The organism is Streptomyces sp. NPDC005151, from assembly GCF_053599875.1.
Genome location: NZ_JBSFYR010000013.1, coordinates 45568 through 61465 on the forward strand (window position 1 = coordinate 45568; position 15898 = coordinate 61465).

The 15898-nt window shown below is 69.1% G+C and carries 12 protein-coding genes; 9 read left to right on the forward strand and 3 right to left on the reverse strand.

The window, feature by feature from the left end:
- The first annotated feature begins 174 nt into the window (after nucleotides 1-174).
- Together ACWD6R_RS10225 and ACWD6R_RS10230 are read left to right on the forward strand one after the other, a co-directional pair.
- Nucleotides 175-885 (forward strand): ribonuclease HII, encoded by a 711-nt coding sequence (locus ACWD6R_RS10225; RefSeq protein WP_366688945.1) that lies wholly within the window; start codon nucleotides 175-177, stop codon nucleotides 883-885.
- Between the two features lie 60 nt (nucleotides 886-945).
- Nucleotides 946-1566: a hypothetical protein gene (locus ACWD6R_RS10230; RefSeq protein WP_451818295.1), complete on the forward strand. Its 621-nt coding sequence runs from the start codon at nucleotides 946-948 to the stop codon at nucleotides 1564-1566.
- A gap of 66 nt (nucleotides 1567-1632) precedes the next feature.
- Here ACWD6R_RS10230 and ACWD6R_RS10235 read toward each other — a convergent pair whose 3' ends face one another.
- Complete coding sequence (locus ACWD6R_RS10235) at nucleotides 1633-2271, reverse strand: hypothetical protein (RefSeq protein ID WP_451818296.1); 639 nt, start codon at nucleotides 2269-2271, stop codon at nucleotides 1633-1635.
- A gap of 215 nt (nucleotides 2272-2486) precedes the next feature.
- Entirely contained in the window at nucleotides 2487-4658 is a 2172-nt protein-coding gene (locus ACWD6R_RS10240; protein ID WP_451818297.1) for a RecQ family ATP-dependent DNA helicase, read from the reverse strand.
- A 110-nt stretch (nucleotides 4659-4768) separates the two neighbouring features.
- Here ACWD6R_RS10240 and ACWD6R_RS10245 point away from each other — a divergent pair, with 110 nt between their 5' ends.
- The 6 genes from ACWD6R_RS10245 (at nucleotide 4769) to ACWD6R_RS10270 (ending at nucleotide 12940) form a co-directional block, all read left to right on the forward strand.
- Nucleotides 4769-6067 carry a DUF4192 domain-containing protein gene (locus tag ACWD6R_RS10245; RefSeq protein WP_451818298.1) on the forward strand — a complete coding sequence of 433 codons (1299 nt, stop codon included), beginning with the start codon at nucleotides 4769-4771 and terminating at the stop codon, nucleotides 6065-6067.
- Between the two features lie 286 nt (nucleotides 6068-6353).
- Nucleotides 6354-7118 (forward strand): NUDIX hydrolase, encoded by a 765-nt coding sequence (locus tag ACWD6R_RS10250; protein WP_451818299.1) that lies wholly within the window; start codon nucleotides 6354-6356, stop codon nucleotides 7116-7118.
- Nucleotides 7119-7230: 112 nt separating this feature from the next.
- Complete coding sequence (locus ACWD6R_RS10255; RefSeq protein WP_451818300.1) at nucleotides 7231-9057, forward strand: ATP-binding cassette domain-containing protein; 1827 nt, start codon at nucleotides 7231-7233, stop codon at nucleotides 9055-9057.
- A gap of 181 nt (nucleotides 9058-9238) precedes the next feature.
- Nucleotides 9239-10105, forward strand: a complete 867-nt coding sequence (locus tag ACWD6R_RS10260; RefSeq protein WP_451818347.1) for a FadR/GntR family transcriptional regulator — start codon at nucleotides 9239-9241, stop codon at nucleotides 10103-10105.
- A 325-nt stretch (nucleotides 10106-10430) separates the two neighbouring features.
- A complete protein-coding gene (locus ACWD6R_RS10265) occupies nucleotides 10431-11981 on the forward strand; it encodes an RNA polymerase sigma factor (RefSeq protein ID WP_451818301.1) in 1551 nt (516 codons plus the stop codon).
- A gap of 128 nt (nucleotides 11982-12109) precedes the next feature.
- Nucleotides 12110-12940, forward strand: a complete 831-nt coding sequence (locus tag ACWD6R_RS10270) for a S1 family peptidase (RefSeq protein WP_451818302.1) — start codon at nucleotides 12110-12112, stop codon at nucleotides 12938-12940.
- Between the two features lie 106 nt (nucleotides 12941-13046).
- Here ACWD6R_RS10270 and ACWD6R_RS10275 read toward each other — a convergent pair whose 3' ends face one another.
- Complete coding sequence (locus ACWD6R_RS10275; RefSeq protein ID WP_037701300.1) at nucleotides 13047-13280, reverse strand: DUF7455 domain-containing protein; 234 nt, start codon at nucleotides 13278-13280, stop codon at nucleotides 13047-13049.
- A gap of 443 nt (nucleotides 13281-13723) precedes the next feature.
- Between ACWD6R_RS10275 and ACWD6R_RS10280 the strand changes: the two genes are divergently transcribed.
- Nucleotides 13724-15844 (forward strand): DNA gyrase/topoisomerase IV subunit B, encoded by a 2121-nt coding sequence (locus ACWD6R_RS10280; RefSeq protein WP_451818303.1) that lies wholly within the window; start codon nucleotides 13724-13726, stop codon nucleotides 15842-15844.
- The last annotated feature ends 54 nt before the right edge of the window (nucleotides 15845-15898 follow it).

The window sequence follows — 15898 nt, forward strand, 5'->3', positions numbered from 1 at the left end:
TCGCCGAATTGATCGATCAGATCATGGTGCCGCTGCTCCGGCCTGCCGGCAGCTGAACGCAACCGGTGGCAGCCGGACCGTGAGCGTTCCGTCGGAGTGACGCCACGGGCCGCACGACGGTCCGGCGCCCCGGGGTGTTCGTGGCGTCTCTGTCGGCGTACGCTGACTGGCGCCATGCCGTACGAACCACCCACGCACACCGTCGAGCGCTCACTGCGCGCTACCACTGGTGCCAAGACCGTCGCCGGTGTCGACGAGGTCGGACGCGGAGCGTGGGCGGGACCGGTCACCGTGTGCGCGGCTGTCACCGGCCTCCGCAAGCCCCCCGCCGGACTCACCGACTCCAAGCTGATCAGCCCGAAGCGCCGTGCCGAGCTGGCGCCGCTGCTTCAGGACTGGGTCACGGCCTACGGCCTCGGTGACGCCTCCCCCCAGGAGATCGACGAGCTCGGGATGACCGCGGCTCTGCGCCTCGCCGCCGTACGCGCCCTCGAAGCGCTGCCCGTGCGCCCCGACGCAGTGATCCTCGACGGCAAACACGACTACCTGGGAAAGCCCTGGACGGTCCGAACCGTCATCAAGGGCGACCAGTCCTGCATCGCGGTCGCGGCCGCCTCGGTGATCGCGAAGGTCCACAGGGACACGATGATGGCCGAACTGGGCGCGGAATCGGGGGAGTACGCCGCTTTCGCGTTCGATGCGAACGCCGGCTACCCGTCCCCCGTGCACAGGGCCGCTCTGGAGGCGCTGGGGCCCACGCCCCTGCACCGCCTCTCGTGGTCCTACCTCGACGCGCTGCCCAGGTGGCAGCACCTGAAGAAGATCCGCATCTCCGCCGAGGCGGCTGCACTGGAAAGCGGGGGCCAACTCGGCTTCGACTTCTGATCGCGCATTTGTGCCCACCCGCCGACGCCCTCTGCGTCGGCGTTTGATAGACAACCACCCATGCCTCTCATCCCCGAGGAGCCTCAGATTCACGAGAGCGCCCAGGGTCCCCGCGTCACTCCGGCCGCAGGCCGCACCGCGCCGACCCCCCGTCCCGTACCCGGCCCGCGTTCCGCGGCCACACCGCGCCCCGGTCGTCCGGGTCCTGGCCCCGCGAGGCCCGCGCCCCCGGCGCAGCGCCCGCATCCCACCTCCGGTCAGCCTCAGACGGCCCGGTCGGAGAATCGTTCCGCGCCGCAGTTCCAGCTGATCCCGGCCTCGGCCGACAGTGCGCTCGGCGCCGCCGACGAGGCCGTCGATCTGCTGCTCGACTCCGGACGCGCACCGGGCGACATCCTGCTGCTCACCACCGGTGAGCAGCACCCGTGGGCGGTGCACGAACTCTCCTTCGGAGAAGCCGCCTACTGGGCCCAGCACGATGCGGGCGACGACGTCTTCTTCGCCGGTGCCGTGGCCACGGACCGGGTGAAGGCCCGCCCCGTGGTGATCGTCGCGGTCAACGGTGATGTCGATGACGCCACTGCCCGTGTGCTGCCTCTCGCGAGGGAGCGTGCCGGAGCGCTGCTGGTCGTCTGCGGTGACCCGCAGCGGATCAACGCCGTGCTCGGCGCCGGCGTCTGAGCCGAACGAGGCGTACGGCCGTGGCGACCCGGCTGCCCGACGGGGCGGCCGGGCCCACGACCCGGGTCAGCGGGCCGCGGTAAGTCGCAGTGCCTCCGCCGCACCGCCGCCGGTGCGCAGCGGGAACGGATCATGCTCGGCAACCGTGTCGGCGAGAGCCGCAGGCGTCGATATGGAGTTGGGCCGACGGCCGCCCCGGCCCTCGCCCAGCACCTGCCACCCGCCACGCGTCAGCGTGATGTACGCGCCGCACCGCAGGCCGTGCAGCGTGCAGGCATCCCGCAGACCCCACATCCACGCCCCGTCCACCTCCGTCCACCGTTCGTCGCCCTCGCGGCAGTAGAGCAGCACTGCGGTGCGGACGGGTGTGCGGCGGCGCAGATCGTGCGGGATGACCCGGCGCAAATGCGCCAGCAGTGCGTTTCGGAACTCCCAGCCGTCCGCGGAGACGGAGCGACGGGTGAACGAGGCGCTGGCCGTGAGGCGTTCCTCATGGTCGAGTACGGCGACGACAGCGGTCTCCGGGGTCGGCCGGTGCCGGGTATGCAGGCCGCTGACCACCTCGCGCGGGCTGCGCAGCAACGGTATGCCCGCGGCGGCCCACTCGGCCGGTTCGAGCATTCTGGCAAGGCGGTTGGCGGAGTCGGCGGACACCGAGGACGCCGACATCGAAGTGGCTGCGGACGGAGCGAATCCGAAGGTCACGATCCTCCCTTCGCATACGCGCCCACGGTGCGGGCAGGGTTGGGTGGGGCGCACCGCGGCACAGCCCTTCCGGGCCGCGAAAGGACCGTGCGGGGAGCGAGTTCAATTCTTCCTGGCGTATCGGCAGGCGGCAACGAGCAATTGGCGCGGCTGGCGGAAATCGGCTGGAATGACACGGATATCCCTGCCCAAACCGTGGACGGATGACGCCCCTGTCACGCCTGAACGGCGAGGACCAGCGGAAACACCCCCTCCGCACCGGCCCTGCGCAGCAGCCGCGCTGCCACGGCGAGCGTCCAGCCGGTGTCCGAGAGATCGTCGACGAGTAGCACCGGCCCCCCTGCCGACGCCAATGCCTCGGCCAGTTCCGGCTCCACGACGAGCGCCTCATGCAGAGCACGCACCCGCTGCGCGCTGTTGGTCTGCGACATCCGTACCCCGTCCGCCCCGGAGGCGTAGGCGACGCTGCCGAGCAGCGGCATGCGGCCGACCGCGGCGATCCGGCCGGCGAGCGACTGGATCAGCTGCGGCCTGCTGTGCGAGGCGACCGTGACGACCCCCACAGGCCGCGGTACGGCGTCGGCTGCGCCGGACGCCCAGCCCCCGGATCCCTTGGCCCAGTCGGCCAGCACCGTCACCACCGCGTTCGCCACATCGTCCGGAACCGGTGCGTCAGGTGTCTGCGACGCCAGCATCGGGCGCAGGCGGTTGCCCCAGCCGATGTCGGAGAGACGGCCGAGCGCCCGCCCGGAGAAGGAGAGTTCTCCCGCCGGGATACGGCCCTTGAGGTCGACGCCCACCGCCGCGAGACCGGTCGGCCACATCTTGCGGGGTTCCACTTCGACACCGGGCCTGCCGAGTTCGCCCCGTGCTGTGTCCAGGGCGGCCGTCGATACCTGGTCGTCGAAGCGCGCCCCTGCGCAGTTGTCACAGCGTCCGCATGCCGTCGCTTCCTCGTCGTCCAGTTGACGACGCAGGAATTCCATCCGGCAGCCGGTCGTCGTCGCATAGTCGCGCATCGCCTGCTGCTCGGCCGAGCGCTGGCGTGCCACCCAGGCATACCGCTCGGAGTCGTAGTTCCAGGGCTCTCCCGTGGCGGTCCAGCCGCCCTTCACCCGCTTGACCGCGCCATCGACGTCGAGCACCTTCAGCATGGTCTCCAACCGTGTGCGCCGAAGGTCGACCAGCGGTTCCAGAGCAGGCAGCGAGAGCGGCCGGCCGGCCTGGGCGAGCGCATCGATCGTGCGTCGGACCTGCTCCTCCGGAGGGAAGGCGACCGAGGTGAAGTACTGCCAGATCGCCTCGTCCTCCTTGCCCGGGAGCAGCAGTACCTCGGCGTGCTCGACGCCCCGGCCCGCGCGGCCCACCTGCTGGTAGTAGGCGATGGGGGAGGAGGGAGAGCCGAGGTGCACGACGAAGCCGAGGTCGGGTTTGTCGAATCCCATGCCGAGCGCGGACGTTGCGACGAGAGCCTTGACCCGGTTGGCCAGGAGGTCGTCCTCCGCCTGCTGCCGGTCGGCGTTCTCGGTGCGGCCCGTGTAGGACGCAACGGTGTGTCCGCACTGGCGCAGATACGCCGTGATCTCCTCAGCGGCCGCGACCGTGAGCGTGTAGATGATCCCCGAGCCGGGCAGCTCCTTGAGGCGATCGCCCAGCCAGGCCAGCCGGTGCGCGGCGTTCGGCAGTTGCACTACGCCGAGGCTGAGACTCTCGCGGTCCAGCGGCCCACGCAGCACCAGCGCGTCCGTACCCGCCCCGGTGCCGAGCTGCTCCGCGACATCCGCCGTCACCCGCGCGTTCGCGGTGGCGGTCGTCGCGAGCACGGGTACCCCTGCGGGTAGATCGGCGAGCATGGTCCGCAGCCGTCTGTAGTCGGGCCGGAAGTCGTGGCCCCAGTCGGAGATGCAGTGCGCCTCGTCGACCACGAGCAGCCCGGTGGCGGCGGCGAGGCGGGGCAGGACCTGGTCCCGGAAGTCGGGATTGTTGAGCCTTTCGGGGCTGACCAGCAGCACATCCACCTCGCCCGCGGCCACCTCGGCCTGGACGGTGTCCCACTCCTCGGTATTGGACGAGTTGATCGTGCGGGCGGTGATGCCGGCCCGGGCCGCGGCCGCGACCTGGTTGCGCATCAGCGCGAGCAGCGGAGAGACGATCACGGTCGGGCCGCTGCCCTGCGCCCGCAGGAGCGAGGTCGCGACGAAATACACGGCGGACTTGCCCCAGCCGGTCCGCTGGACGACCAGCGCTCTGCGCTTGTCCGCGACGAGCGCCTCGATGGCCCGCCACTGGTCCTCGCGCAGCCGGGCAGTGCCAGTGGTGTCCCCGACGAGTCGGGCCAGTACGGAATCGGCCGAAGCCCTGAGCTCTGCGCGGTCTGCGTTGGTCATGCCCCCATGCAACCCGATGGCTATGACAAACGGCGAACGACCCCGCGGCCCTGTGGACAACTTATCCACAGGGGGTCGCGAAATTCTGCTGCCCGCGGGACGGTCATGCCATGAACAAGCACCACGAATCCACCGGACCGGCCGACGAGCAGCAGATCACTCTGCGCGGGCCTGCCGAACTCGCCGATGCCCTTCCGTATCTCATGGGCTTCTATCCGAACGACAGCGTGGTCATGGTCGCTCTGCACGGCGGCCGGGGCCGCTTCGGCGGGCGGCTCAGGCTCGGAATTCCGCAGTCGCCGCAGGAATGGCCGCACGTCGCCGAGCAGCTCGCCGAGTGCCTGGTCAAGGGGAGCGAGCGACGCGGTGAGCACCCTGATGCGATCGTCGTATTCCTTTGCCAGGATCCTGCCGACGGGGAGACTCCGGGCCAGACGATGGAGAGGCTGCGGCCGCTGGCCCAGCGTCTGCGCACGGCCTGCGGGGCTCTCGATGTACCCGTCCTCGAAGCGCTCTGCATCTCCGGCGGACGCTACTGGTCCTACTGCTGTTTGGACGCGCGCTGTTGCCCGAGCGAAGGCAACGGCTTGTCCCTGCCGGGCACTTCGGTGATGGCGGCCGCCGCCACTTACGCGGGTATTCAGGTCCGGGGATCTCTGAGGGAGATGGAAGCCAGACTGGCGCCTCTGAAGACCTCGGCCGTGGCAGAGCAACCGCAGGCTCTCGACTCGGCCGGCGCTGCACTGGTGCCGAGGATCCTCGACGAGGAGGGACGCAAGGAAGTGGCTCGCGAGACCCTCGGGCTCGCGCGCGTCCTGATGAAACGCCTCCGGGAGGCGCCGACGACCGCGCCCTCCGCGGCCGACAGCCAGGACGACTCGCTGATCAGCAATGACGAGGCCGCCGCGGTGATCCTCGGTCTCCAGGACCGGGAGACCCGGGACAAGGCCGCGGAATGGATGGAAGGGCCCGAAGCCCAATCCGCCCTGCGGCTGTGGCGGGCGCTCTCACGCCGTTGCGTCGGACCGTACGAGGAACACGCTGCTGCGCCGCTCACCCTGGTCGGCTGGGTCTCCTGGTCGACAGGCGACGAGCCGGGCGCCCGGGTCGCACTGGGGCTGGCCCTCCGGGTGGACCCCGACTACACCTTCGCTCAACTGCTCCATCAGGCGTGCAACGAAGGACTCGATCCGGAGGCTCTGCGCCGCTGCCTGCGCGGGGAGAGCAGCGAGCAGAAGGAACGCGGTCACCATCGTGCCGCGCGAGTCGTCCAGCCCCGCACAGTACGCCCGTCGGCGGTGAGGCGGAACAAGACGCAGCCCGGCCCGGCCCGGCCAAGGGCGGTCGCGCGACGCCGTGACCGTGAGCCGCGGGCCCACGGTCACGGCGGGGCCGGGGGCGGCCGATGACCATGGATACCGATCGCCCGGCGTCGGGCAGGGGAGCGGGGGCGCGGCGCAGGGCATCGAGTTGAGCGGGCACAGACAGCGAGACCGACAAGAGCGACGAGGGGGAGCCGCCGGTGGGCAGCTTCTGCGCACCGGAACACAACGGCCTCCGGGGTGCTGCCGTGGCGTACCCCGGAGAACGACTCTCATCGCGCGGGCGGCGAGCCGACCAGTTTCTGGGGCCGGGCTAGATGAAGATCATGACGAAGGGAGTGTTTATCGTCAGGCAGACGACTATGATCACGGCATGCCGCCCTACGACCCGTCGACCTTCCCGCCCTTCGCTGTCACCGTCGACCTGGTTGTGCTCACCGTGCGCGGTCATGCGCTCTGTGCGCTGGTGGTTCGCCGCGGCGAGTCCCCGTTCCAGGGCAGGTGGGCACTTCCCGGTGGCTTCGTCAGAGCCGATGAGGACCTCGGAGCCGCTGCGGCGCGTGAGCTTGTCGAGGAAACCGGACTGTGCGCGCAGGACCCGGTGACTCCAGCAGTCGGCAATGGTGCCCATCTCGAACAGCTCGCCACCTACGGCGACCCCAAGCGCGACCCCCGGATGCGGGTCGTCAGCGTGGCTCACCTCGCACTCGCCCCCGACCTGCCCGCTCCCCGCGCGGGCGGCGACGCGAACAGTGCACGATGGGTACCCGTCGAGGATCTGCTCGGGCCGGAGGGCGGTTTCGGCCGCGAGGGTGAACAGTACGCCCCGCTCGCCTTCGATCATGCACAGATCCTTGGCGACGGCGTCGAGCGGGCACGTTCCAAGATCGAGTATTCCTCGCTGGCCACCGCTTTCTGTCCGCCTGCGTTCACGGTCGGAGAGCTGCGCCGGGTGTACGAAGCGGTCTGGGGGGTGGTTCTGGACCCGCGGAACTTCCATCGCAAGGTGACGGGCACCCCCGGCTTCCTGGTGCCTGCCGGCGGAACGACCACCCGCCAGGGCGGGCGCCCCGCCCAGCTCTTCCGGGCCGGCGCGGCCACCGTGCTCAATCCGCCGATGCTGAGGCCCGAGGTCTGACCTCGCGGAGCGCCCGCAGGACCGATGATGCGCTAAAAGTCCGATATGCCGGGTTATCGTGCTGCGGTATTCGCCCTGCCGCCGAGCGGTCTCACCTCCCGCGAGAGAAGCGATGCTCCAGGCCATCGGACTCACCAGCGCCCCCCACCGCGGCCGGCCGCCCGCCGTGGACGACCTCACCTTCGAAGCCGGACCCGGCCGTGTCACGGCACTCCTCGGCGCCCCCGGTTCCGGCAAGACCGCAGCCCTCCGTCTGATGCTCGAAATCGAGTCAGGTCGCGGTGTCACCTACTTCCGTGGCAGGCCGCTGCACCGCATCCCGCATCCCGCCCGTGAAGTGGGAGTGCTCCTCGGGGACGTGCCCGGCCATCCCGTCCGCACCGTCCGTGGCCAGCTGCGCATGCTCAGCGCCGCAGCGGGCGTACCCGCCTCCCGGGCCGACGAGCTGCTCGACACCGTCGGCCTCGCCGGGCTCGGCGATCAGCGCATCGGAGCGCTCTCGCTCGGCATGGACCGCAGGCTGGGCCTCGCGTCGGCGCTGCTCGGAGACCCCCATGCGCTGATCCTCGACGAACCCGGAGAGGGGCTCTCGCCACGCGAGAACGCTTGGTTGCACGGGTTCCTGCGTGCCCATGCCGCGCAGGGAGGAACGGTCCTCTACACCACCTGTGACCCCAAGGAGGCGGCGCGCGCGGCCGACCACGTGGTCACCGTCGACGCCGGACGGCTGGTCTCCGACCAGGACGTCGTCGACTTCTCGCGTACCCGTCTGCGTCCCCGCGTCGCAGTCCGGACTCCGCACGCCGCACGGCTCGCCGCAGTCGTGAGCCGTGAGGCGCGCGCCGCCCGGCGTTCCGTCGAGGTGGTCACCGAAGCAGGCAGCCGCCTCTCGGTGTACGGCAGCACGTGCGCGGAGATCGGCGACACGGCATTCCGCCACGGTGTACCCGTTCACCAACTCGCCGACGAGATCGCCGACACCGGCCCCGCAACGGCCATCGCTCCCGAAGCGGAGGCTGCATCGCCGGGGCGGGCGTCACCCGCGTCAGGCCCGGAGGCGGCACCGGCGCAACCGGAGCCGACTGCCTCCGAGCCGGAAGCTGTGCCGCAGACGGCATCGCCCGTCCCGGGTCCGGAACACGCGCCGTCGATCCGCCGGCAGCCGGCTCGTGGTCCGCACCGGCCGCTCCGCTACGAACTGCGCCGTCTCTTCGGCGTCAGGACAACAACGTTGATCATGGCGGCGGTTCTGGTCGTCTCGGTCGGGCTCTCCGTCCTTCTCGCCCGCACCGGCCATGCCCCGCTGCCGAACGTGCTTGCAGCTTGGCCCACGGCGCTGCCCCTGCCGCCCGCTGCTGTCGGCGCCGGACTGCTCGGCGCGCTCTCCTTCGGCGACGAGTTCCGCTACCCCGCGCTTGCGGCTGGCCGCGGCACCGTCCCCCGCCGCCTCGGTCTGCTCCTGGCCAAGCTGGCGGTCTCCGCGGGCGTCGCGCTGCTCCTCGCTCTGATCGTTGTGGCGGCCTCCGCCGAGGCACTCCGTCTCGTGTACGGAGGCGACTTGGTCAGCGTTCCGTCGAGTACAGCTTTTCTCGCAGTGAGTTGGGTGGGCCTGAACGTGGGCTGTGCCTGGGCGGGTCTGCTGGCCGCCGGAATCTTCCGAGTGACAGCCGCCGGAGTTGCCGCAGTGCTCGCTGTGCCCGCGCTCGTCGTTCCGCTCGTCCGGAGAGCACTGTCGGGGCCGGCCAGCCATTCGGTACTCGGGCTTCCCGGCAGGCTCCGTGAACTGGCTTGGGTGCAGTGGCCGGACGGGATGGACTCCTGGGTGATGACGGGGGTGCGCGTGATCGCGCACCCCGTGGGGGCGGCGCTGTCGTTGTCGCTCTCGGTTCTCATCTGCGCGTATGTGTTCACCAGCCTTCGCGGCAGGGTCCGTTGGTGATCACGGAGCGCGGACACCCGGTCACGAGGCCTGCAATTCCCTTGAAGGTGCCCGTTTTATACAGATAAGGCGTCAATTGGGGGGTGGGTGCCGATCACCCTTTCGTGTGCTTTTCACCAAAGACCTCAAGGGGCGGGCGAGCCGCGCCGACAAAGGATGCGTGAGTACCCTTGCGCACACCATGATGACCGCCGCCCGCTCCGTCGATTCCGGCCTCGCCGGCTCGGGTGAACTCGACCGCTACCCCTATACGGAGGCGCCGGCCGGCGAGCGCGCCGCCATCCGTTCGTGGGACGGCACCGATGCAGAGCTGGGGCGGGCGAGCCGGCGGGGTTCGGCCAGCCGCGGCCGTGGCCTCCACGGACAGCTCGTTCAGCAGCTCGGTCAGATGATCGTCTCTGGTGATCTGGGCGCCGATCGCCCGCTTGTGCCGGAGGAGATCGGCCAGCGTTTCGAGGTCTCCCGCACCGTCGTACGTGAGTCTCTGCGCGTTCTTGAGGCCAAGGGCCTGGTCAGCGCCCGGCCCAATGTGGGTACCCGGGTCCGTCCGGTCAGCGACTGGAATCTGCTGGATCCCGACATCATCGAATGGCGAGCCTTCGGTCCGCAGCGCGACGACCAGCGTCGTGAGCTGGGTGAGCTCCGCTGGACGATCGAACCGCTCGCCGCTCGCCTCGCCGCCGGTCACGGCCGTGAGGACATTCAGCAGCGGCTCGGTGACATGGTCGAGATCATGGGGCACGCGCTCGCGCAGAGCGACATGATCACTTACTCGCGGGCCGACGCCGAGTTCCATGCCCTGCTGATCCAGGCCGCCGGCAACCGTATGCTCGAACATCTCGCCGGCATCGTCTCGGCCGCCCTCCAGGTCTCGGGTGGTCCGGTCACCGGCTGTGACCGCCCCGGCGAGGCGTCCCTCGGTCACCACGTCCGGATCGTCGACGCCCTTGCGACCGGCGACGCGGCGGGTGCCGAGGCGGCCATGCGTCAATTGCTTGTCGTCCACCCCGAGGTGGAGCGGGTGGTGCCGGCGCCGCGCGAGCACTGACCGCGGTACGGCCAGGGTGTACGAACCATGTGTCGCCGGACCCTCGCGGTCCGGCGGCTCAATTGTTGAAGGATGTCGCTCTTGGTCGCATTCGCCGCGAATGGGGTGTGACTCGGGCCACGCGGATTGGGCGTAACACTCCTTGAGGTGGTGCGATGACTTAAGAGGTGACCGCCGCGGAAGGAATACAGCAGCCATTGACGGCGCTGTGCAGTTCTGAGGCCAAACCCGCGCCGTCGGTACATTTCCAGCCCGACGGTCGTCGGTTCCAGCCCTCTCCCGGGCTGGGCCGGAAGCCGTTTTCCATCGTTCCGAGAGGTTGTTCGTGTCGGCCAGCACATCCCGTACGCTCCCGCCGGAGATCGCCGAGTCCGAGTCTGTGATGGCGCTCATCGAGCGGGGAAAGGCTGATGGGCAGATCGCCGGCGATGACGTGCGTCGGGCCTTCGAGGCTGACCAGATTCCGCCAACCCAGTGGAAGAATGTTCTGCGCAGCCTCAACCAGATCCTCGAGGAAGAGGGTGTGACGCTGATGGTCAGTGCCGCGGAGTCGCCGAAGCGCGCCCGCAAGAGCGTCGCAGCGAAGAGCCCGGTCAAGCGCACCGCCACCAAGACTGTCGCGGCCAAGACGACCGTGACGAGGACCGTCGCGGCCACCGCCGCCCCGGCGGCCGAGACCGTGGACGTGGTGGCTGACGACGCTGCCGCGGCCAGCCCTGCGAAGAAGGCGGCAGCCAAGAAGACGGCTGCCAAGAAGACCGCCGTGAAGAAGACGGCGGCCAAGAAGACTGCAACGAAGAAGGCCGGCAAGAAGGACGCCGACGAGCTCCTCGACGGCGACGAGGCTGTCGAGGAAGTGCAGGTCGGCAAGGGCGACGAGGAGGAGGGCGAGGGCGAGAACAAGGGATTCGTCCTCTCCGACGACGACGAGGACGACGCGCCCGCCCAGCAGGTCGCCGTCGCAGGCGCCACGGCCGACCCGGTCAAGGACTACCTGAAGCAGATCGGCAAGGTCCCGCTCCTCAACGCCGAGCAGGAGGTCGAACTCGCCAAGCGCATCGAAGCGGGCCTGTTCGCCGAGGACAAACTGGCGAACTCCGACAAGCTCGCACCGAAGCTCAAGCGCGAGCTGGAGATCATTGCCGAGGACGGGCGCCGCGCCAAGAACCACCTGCTGGAGGCCAACCTCCGCCTCGTGGTCTCGCTGGCCAAGCGTTACACCGGCCGCGGCATGCTCTTCCTGGACCTGATCCAGGAGGGCAACCTCGGTCTGATCCGCGCGGTCGAGAAGTTCGACTACACCAAGGGCTACAAGTTCTCCACGTATGCCACCTGGTGGATCCGTCAGGCGATCACCCGCGCCATGGCCGACCAGGCTCGCACCATCCGTATCCCGGTGCACATGGTCGAGGTCATCAACAAGCTCGCGCGTGTGCAGCGTCAGATGCTCCAGGACCTGGGCCGTGAGCCCACCCCGGAGGAGCTGGCCAAGGAGCTCGACATGACCCCCGAGAAGGTCATCGAGGTCCAGAAGTACGGTCGTGAGCCGATCTCCCTCCACACGCCGCTGGGTGAGGACGGGGACAGTGAGTTCGGTGACCTGATCGAGGACTCCGAGGCGGTCGTCCCGGCCGACGCGGTCAGCTTCACGCTCCTCCAGGAGCAGCTGCACTCGGTGCTCGACACCCTCTCCGAGCGTGAGGCCGGCGTGGTCTCGATGCGATTCGGTCTCACCGACGGTCAGCCGAAGACCCTCGACGAGATCGGCAAGGTCTACGGCGTGACGCGTGAGCGCATCCGCCAGATCGAGTCGAAGACCATGTCGAAGCTGCGCCACCCGTCGCGTTCGCAGGTGCTGCGCGACTACCTCGACTGAGTCGCGGGAGTAGGCAGGCCGAGGGCCCGGTTCCGAGGAACCGGGCCCTCGCCGCATGTGCGGGTGCGGTTGCCGACATGGCGGATGACTCTGAGTGGGCATGATCCACCGCAGAGTCAGGAGTACGCATGTCCCGTACCGTCGTCCGCGCCATGACCGGGCCGCTCGCCCTGGTTGCCGCGGCAGCCGTGATATCGCTCGGGTCCCCGGTTCCGGCGGCTGCCGACAGCATCGTCATCGGTGGGCAGCCGGCACATGTCAAGGACAGTCCGTGGGTCGTGGCACTGTCCAGCCGTAACCGATTCGGAGGTACCCGTGCGGGCCAGTTCTGCGGTGCCGTGCTGGTAGGGCCGACGAAGGTGCTGACCGCCGCCCACTGTTTGGGCCGGGAGGCGCTCGGCACCGACGTGGGCCAGGTGCGCGACCTGCGGATCATTGCCGGGCGGGATGAACTGACCGGCTCCGGCGGCCGGGAGGTCGCGGTCAAGGGGACATGGATCAACCCGGGGTACGACCCCACCACCAACTCCGGCGATCTGGCGGTGCTCACCCTGGCCGACGCGCTCCCAGGAGAGAGCGTGATCCCGATGGCCACAGCCGGTGACCAGGCCGATGAGCCGGGTAGCGCAGCCCTCGTCTACGGCTGGGGGGACATCTCCGGGAACGGTGACTACGTGACGTCGCTCCGCTCCGCCCAGGTGAGTGTTCTGCCGGACAGCACGTGCCAGCGGGTCTACCCGGGCGGCGGAGGCGCCGCGTACGAGGCCTCGACGATGCTCTGCGCGGGCGAACAGCGGGGCGGGCACGACGCATGCCAGGGGGACAGCGGAGGGCCGCTGGTGGCCGGTGGGCGGCTCATCGGCCTGGTGTCCTGGGGGAATGGCTGTGGGGTCGCGGGCAGCCCCGGCGTCTACACGAGGATCTCCGCGGCGGCGAGCTGGATGACAGGCAGTAGCTGACCGGCGCCGCTCCGTAGGTACGAGAACGGGCGGCTCCCCCCTCGGTGGGGGAGCCGCCCGTCGGCCGGTACGGAGCCGGACCCTGGCTCGTCGTGGATGCGAGGTGTCAGTGTTGTTCCTCTTCGACGGCATTGGCCTGCACGGCCGTCAGTCGGTCCGTCTCATCCTGTATTTCCGCGGCGATCTTCTTGAGTTCCGGCTCGAACTTGCGACCGTGGTGGGCGCAGAAGAGCAGTTCACCGCCGCTGATCAGGACGACGCGCAGATATGCCTGGGCGCCGCAACGGTCACAGCGGTCTGCTGCGGTCAGCGGGCTCGCGGGGGTCAGAACAGTAGTCACGTCGCCTCTTCTCTAGCTCGACGAGCTGTCGTACCAGGGTCAACATCCAACCAGGCCGAAAACGTTCCCGCTCGTGGCTTTTCTTCGAAACTTCTTCTCAAGATGGCTGTCTGTTGCCGGTTAGCGGCGAATGTGCCGTATTGCGTAGCGCTACGGTTTCGCGTTGCTTGTATTGGTCGGTCGGTCGGTCCGTCCGGCCGGCTTGCCGGTTTGTTCATGAGGACGTGCCCGGAGCCTAAATGGTTCATGCCTCGAAGGGAACGTGATGTGCGCGTCACTCCAACGAGGGATCGAACGCGTATGCGAGGCTGGTCTAGTGTGAGCATTCCCCGAGGGTGGCGGTACAACCGCTCTACCAGGCCTCGGTACGCTCTCAGCGGCAACCGAAGCCAAGCCCGTTACCCACCTGGACCCCAAATGAAATTCAGCGAGGAGCGAACCGCGTGACCGCCGATACGTCCGTGCCGTCCACTGCGCTGCTGACCGGAGCAGACCGAGACGGCTCCAACTACACCGCGCGGCACCTTCTCGTACTGGAGGGGCTTGAGGCGGTCCGCAAGCGCCCCGGGATGTACATCGGGTCGACCGACAGCCGTGGCCTCATGCACTGCCTCTGGGAGATCATCGACAACTCCGTCGACGAGGCCCTCGGCGGTTACTGCGACCACATCGAGGTCATCCTCCACGAGGACAACTCCGTCGAGGTCCGGGACAACGGCCGGGGCATCCCCGTCGACGTGGAGCCCAAGACCGGACTGTCCGGCGTCGAGGTCGTCATGACCAAGCTGCACGCCGGCGGCAAGTTCGGCGGCGGCTCGTACGCCGCGTCCGGTGGTCTGCACGGTGTGGGAGCCTCCGTGGTCAACGCGCTCTCGGCCCGCCTCGACGTCGAGGTCGACCGCAACAGCGCGACCCACTCGATCAGCTTCCGGCGCGGGGTGCCGGGCATCTTCACCGAGAAGGGGCCGGACAGCCCGTTCGACCCGGCCAACGGCCTCCGCAAGGGGAAGCGGGTCCCGAAGACGCGCACCGGCACCAGGGTGCGCTACTGGGCCGACCGGCAGATCTTCCTCAAGGACGCCAAGCTCGGCCTGGAGCCGCTCTACCAGCGGGCCCGGCAGACGGCATTCCTTGTCCCCGGACTCACGATCGTCGTACGCGACGAACGCGGTCTCGACGGTGAGGGCAAGACCGAGGAGACGTTCCGCTTCGACGGCGGAATCAGTGAATTCTGCGAGTACCTCGCCCAGGACAAGGCCGTCTGCGACGTGCTGCGGCTCACCGGGCAGGGCACCTTCAAGGAGACCGTGCCGGTCCTGGACGAGCGCGGGCACATGACGGCGACCGAGGTCACGCGTGAGCTGGCTGTCGACATCGCCATGCGCTGGGGCACGGGATACGACACCAACCTCAAGTCCTTCGTCAACATCATTGCCACCCCCAAGGGCGGCACACATGTGACCGGGTTCGAACGCTCCGTGACCAAGACGGTCAACGAGGTGCTCCGCTCCGCGAAGCTCCTGCGGGTCGCCGAGGACGACATCGTCAAGGACGACGCCCTGGAGGGCCTCACCGCAGTCGTCACCGTACGGCTGGCGGAGCCGCAGTTCGAGGGCCAGACCAAGGAGGTCCTCGGCACCTCGGCGGCCAACCGGATCGTCGCCAATGTCGTCGCCAAGGAGCTCAAGGCATTCCTCACCTCCACCAAGCGTGATGCCAAGGCGCAGGCCAGGGCGGTCCTGGACAAGGCGGTCGCCGCAGCGCGCACCCGCATCGCGGCCCGGCAGCACAAGGACGCGCAGCGCCGCAAGACGGCGCTGGAGTCCTCCTCGCTGCCCGCCAAGCTCGCGGACTGCCGCAGCGACGACGTGGACCGCAGCGAGCTCTTCATCGTGGAGGGGGACTCCGCGCTCGGCACGGCCAAGCTCGCCCGGAACAGTGAGTTCCAGGCGTTGCTGCCGATCCGGGGCAAGATCCTCAATGTCCAGAAGGCGTCCGTCTCGGACATGCTGAAGAACGCCGAGTGCGGCGCGATCATCCAGGTCATAGGGGCCGGGTCCGGGCGGACCTTCGACATCGACGCCGCCCGCTACGGCAAGATCGTCCTTCTGGTGGACGCCGATGTCGACGGTGCGCACATCCGCATCCTGCTGCTCACGCTCTTCCAGCGGTACATGCGGCCCATGGTCGAGGCGGGACGCGTCTTCGCCGCCGTGCCCCCGCTCCACCGGATCGAGCTGGTCCAGCCGAAGAAGGGCCAGGACAAGTACATCTACACGTACTCCGACGGCGAGCTGCGCCAGACGCTGCTGGAGCTGCAGCGCAAGCACGTCCGGTACAAGGACTCGATCCAGCGGTACAAGGGGCTGGGCGAGATGGACGCCGACCAGCTGGCCGAGACCACGATGGATCCGCGCCACCGCACATTGCGGCGGATCAACATCGGCGACCTCGAATCCTCCGAGCAGGTCTTCGATCTGCTGATGGGCAACGAGGTCGCGCCCCGCAAGGAATTCATCACCAGCTCGGCGGCCACACTGGACCGCTCGCGCATCGACGTGTGACCGGCAGCCGCCGTCTCCACCCGTGGGTGGAGACGGCGGCTCCACCCACGATCA

Coding starts and splice junctions, on each gene's coding strand:
- ACWD6R_RS10225 (WP_366688945.1), top strand. CDS start 175: ATGCCGTACGAACCACCCACGCACACCGTCGAGCGCTCACTGCGCGCT.
- ACWD6R_RS10230 (WP_451818295.1), top strand. CDS start 946: ATGCCTCTCATCCCCGAGGAGCCTCAGATTCACGAGAGCGCCCAGGGT.
- ACWD6R_RS10240 (WP_451818297.1), bottom strand. CDS start 4,658: ATGACCAACGCAGACCGCGCAGAGCTCAGGGCTTCGGCCGATTCCGTA.
- ACWD6R_RS10245 (WP_451818298.1), top strand. CDS start 4,769: ATGAACAAGCACCACGAATCCACCGGACCGGCCGACGAGCAGCAGATC.
- ACWD6R_RS10250 (WP_451818299.1), top strand. CDS start 6,354: ATGCCGCCCTACGACCCGTCGACCTTCCCGCCCTTCGCTGTCACCGTC.
- ACWD6R_RS10255 (WP_451818300.1), top strand. CDS start 7,231: ATGCTCCAGGCCATCGGACTCACCAGCGCCCCCCACCGCGGCCGGCCG.
- ACWD6R_RS10260 (WP_451818347.1), top strand. CDS start 9,239: ATGATGACCGCCGCCCGCTCCGTCGATTCCGGCCTCGCCGGCTCGGGT.
- ACWD6R_RS10270 (WP_451818302.1), top strand. CDS start 12,110: ATGTCCCGTACCGTCGTCCGCGCCATGACCGGGCCGCTCGCCCTGGTT.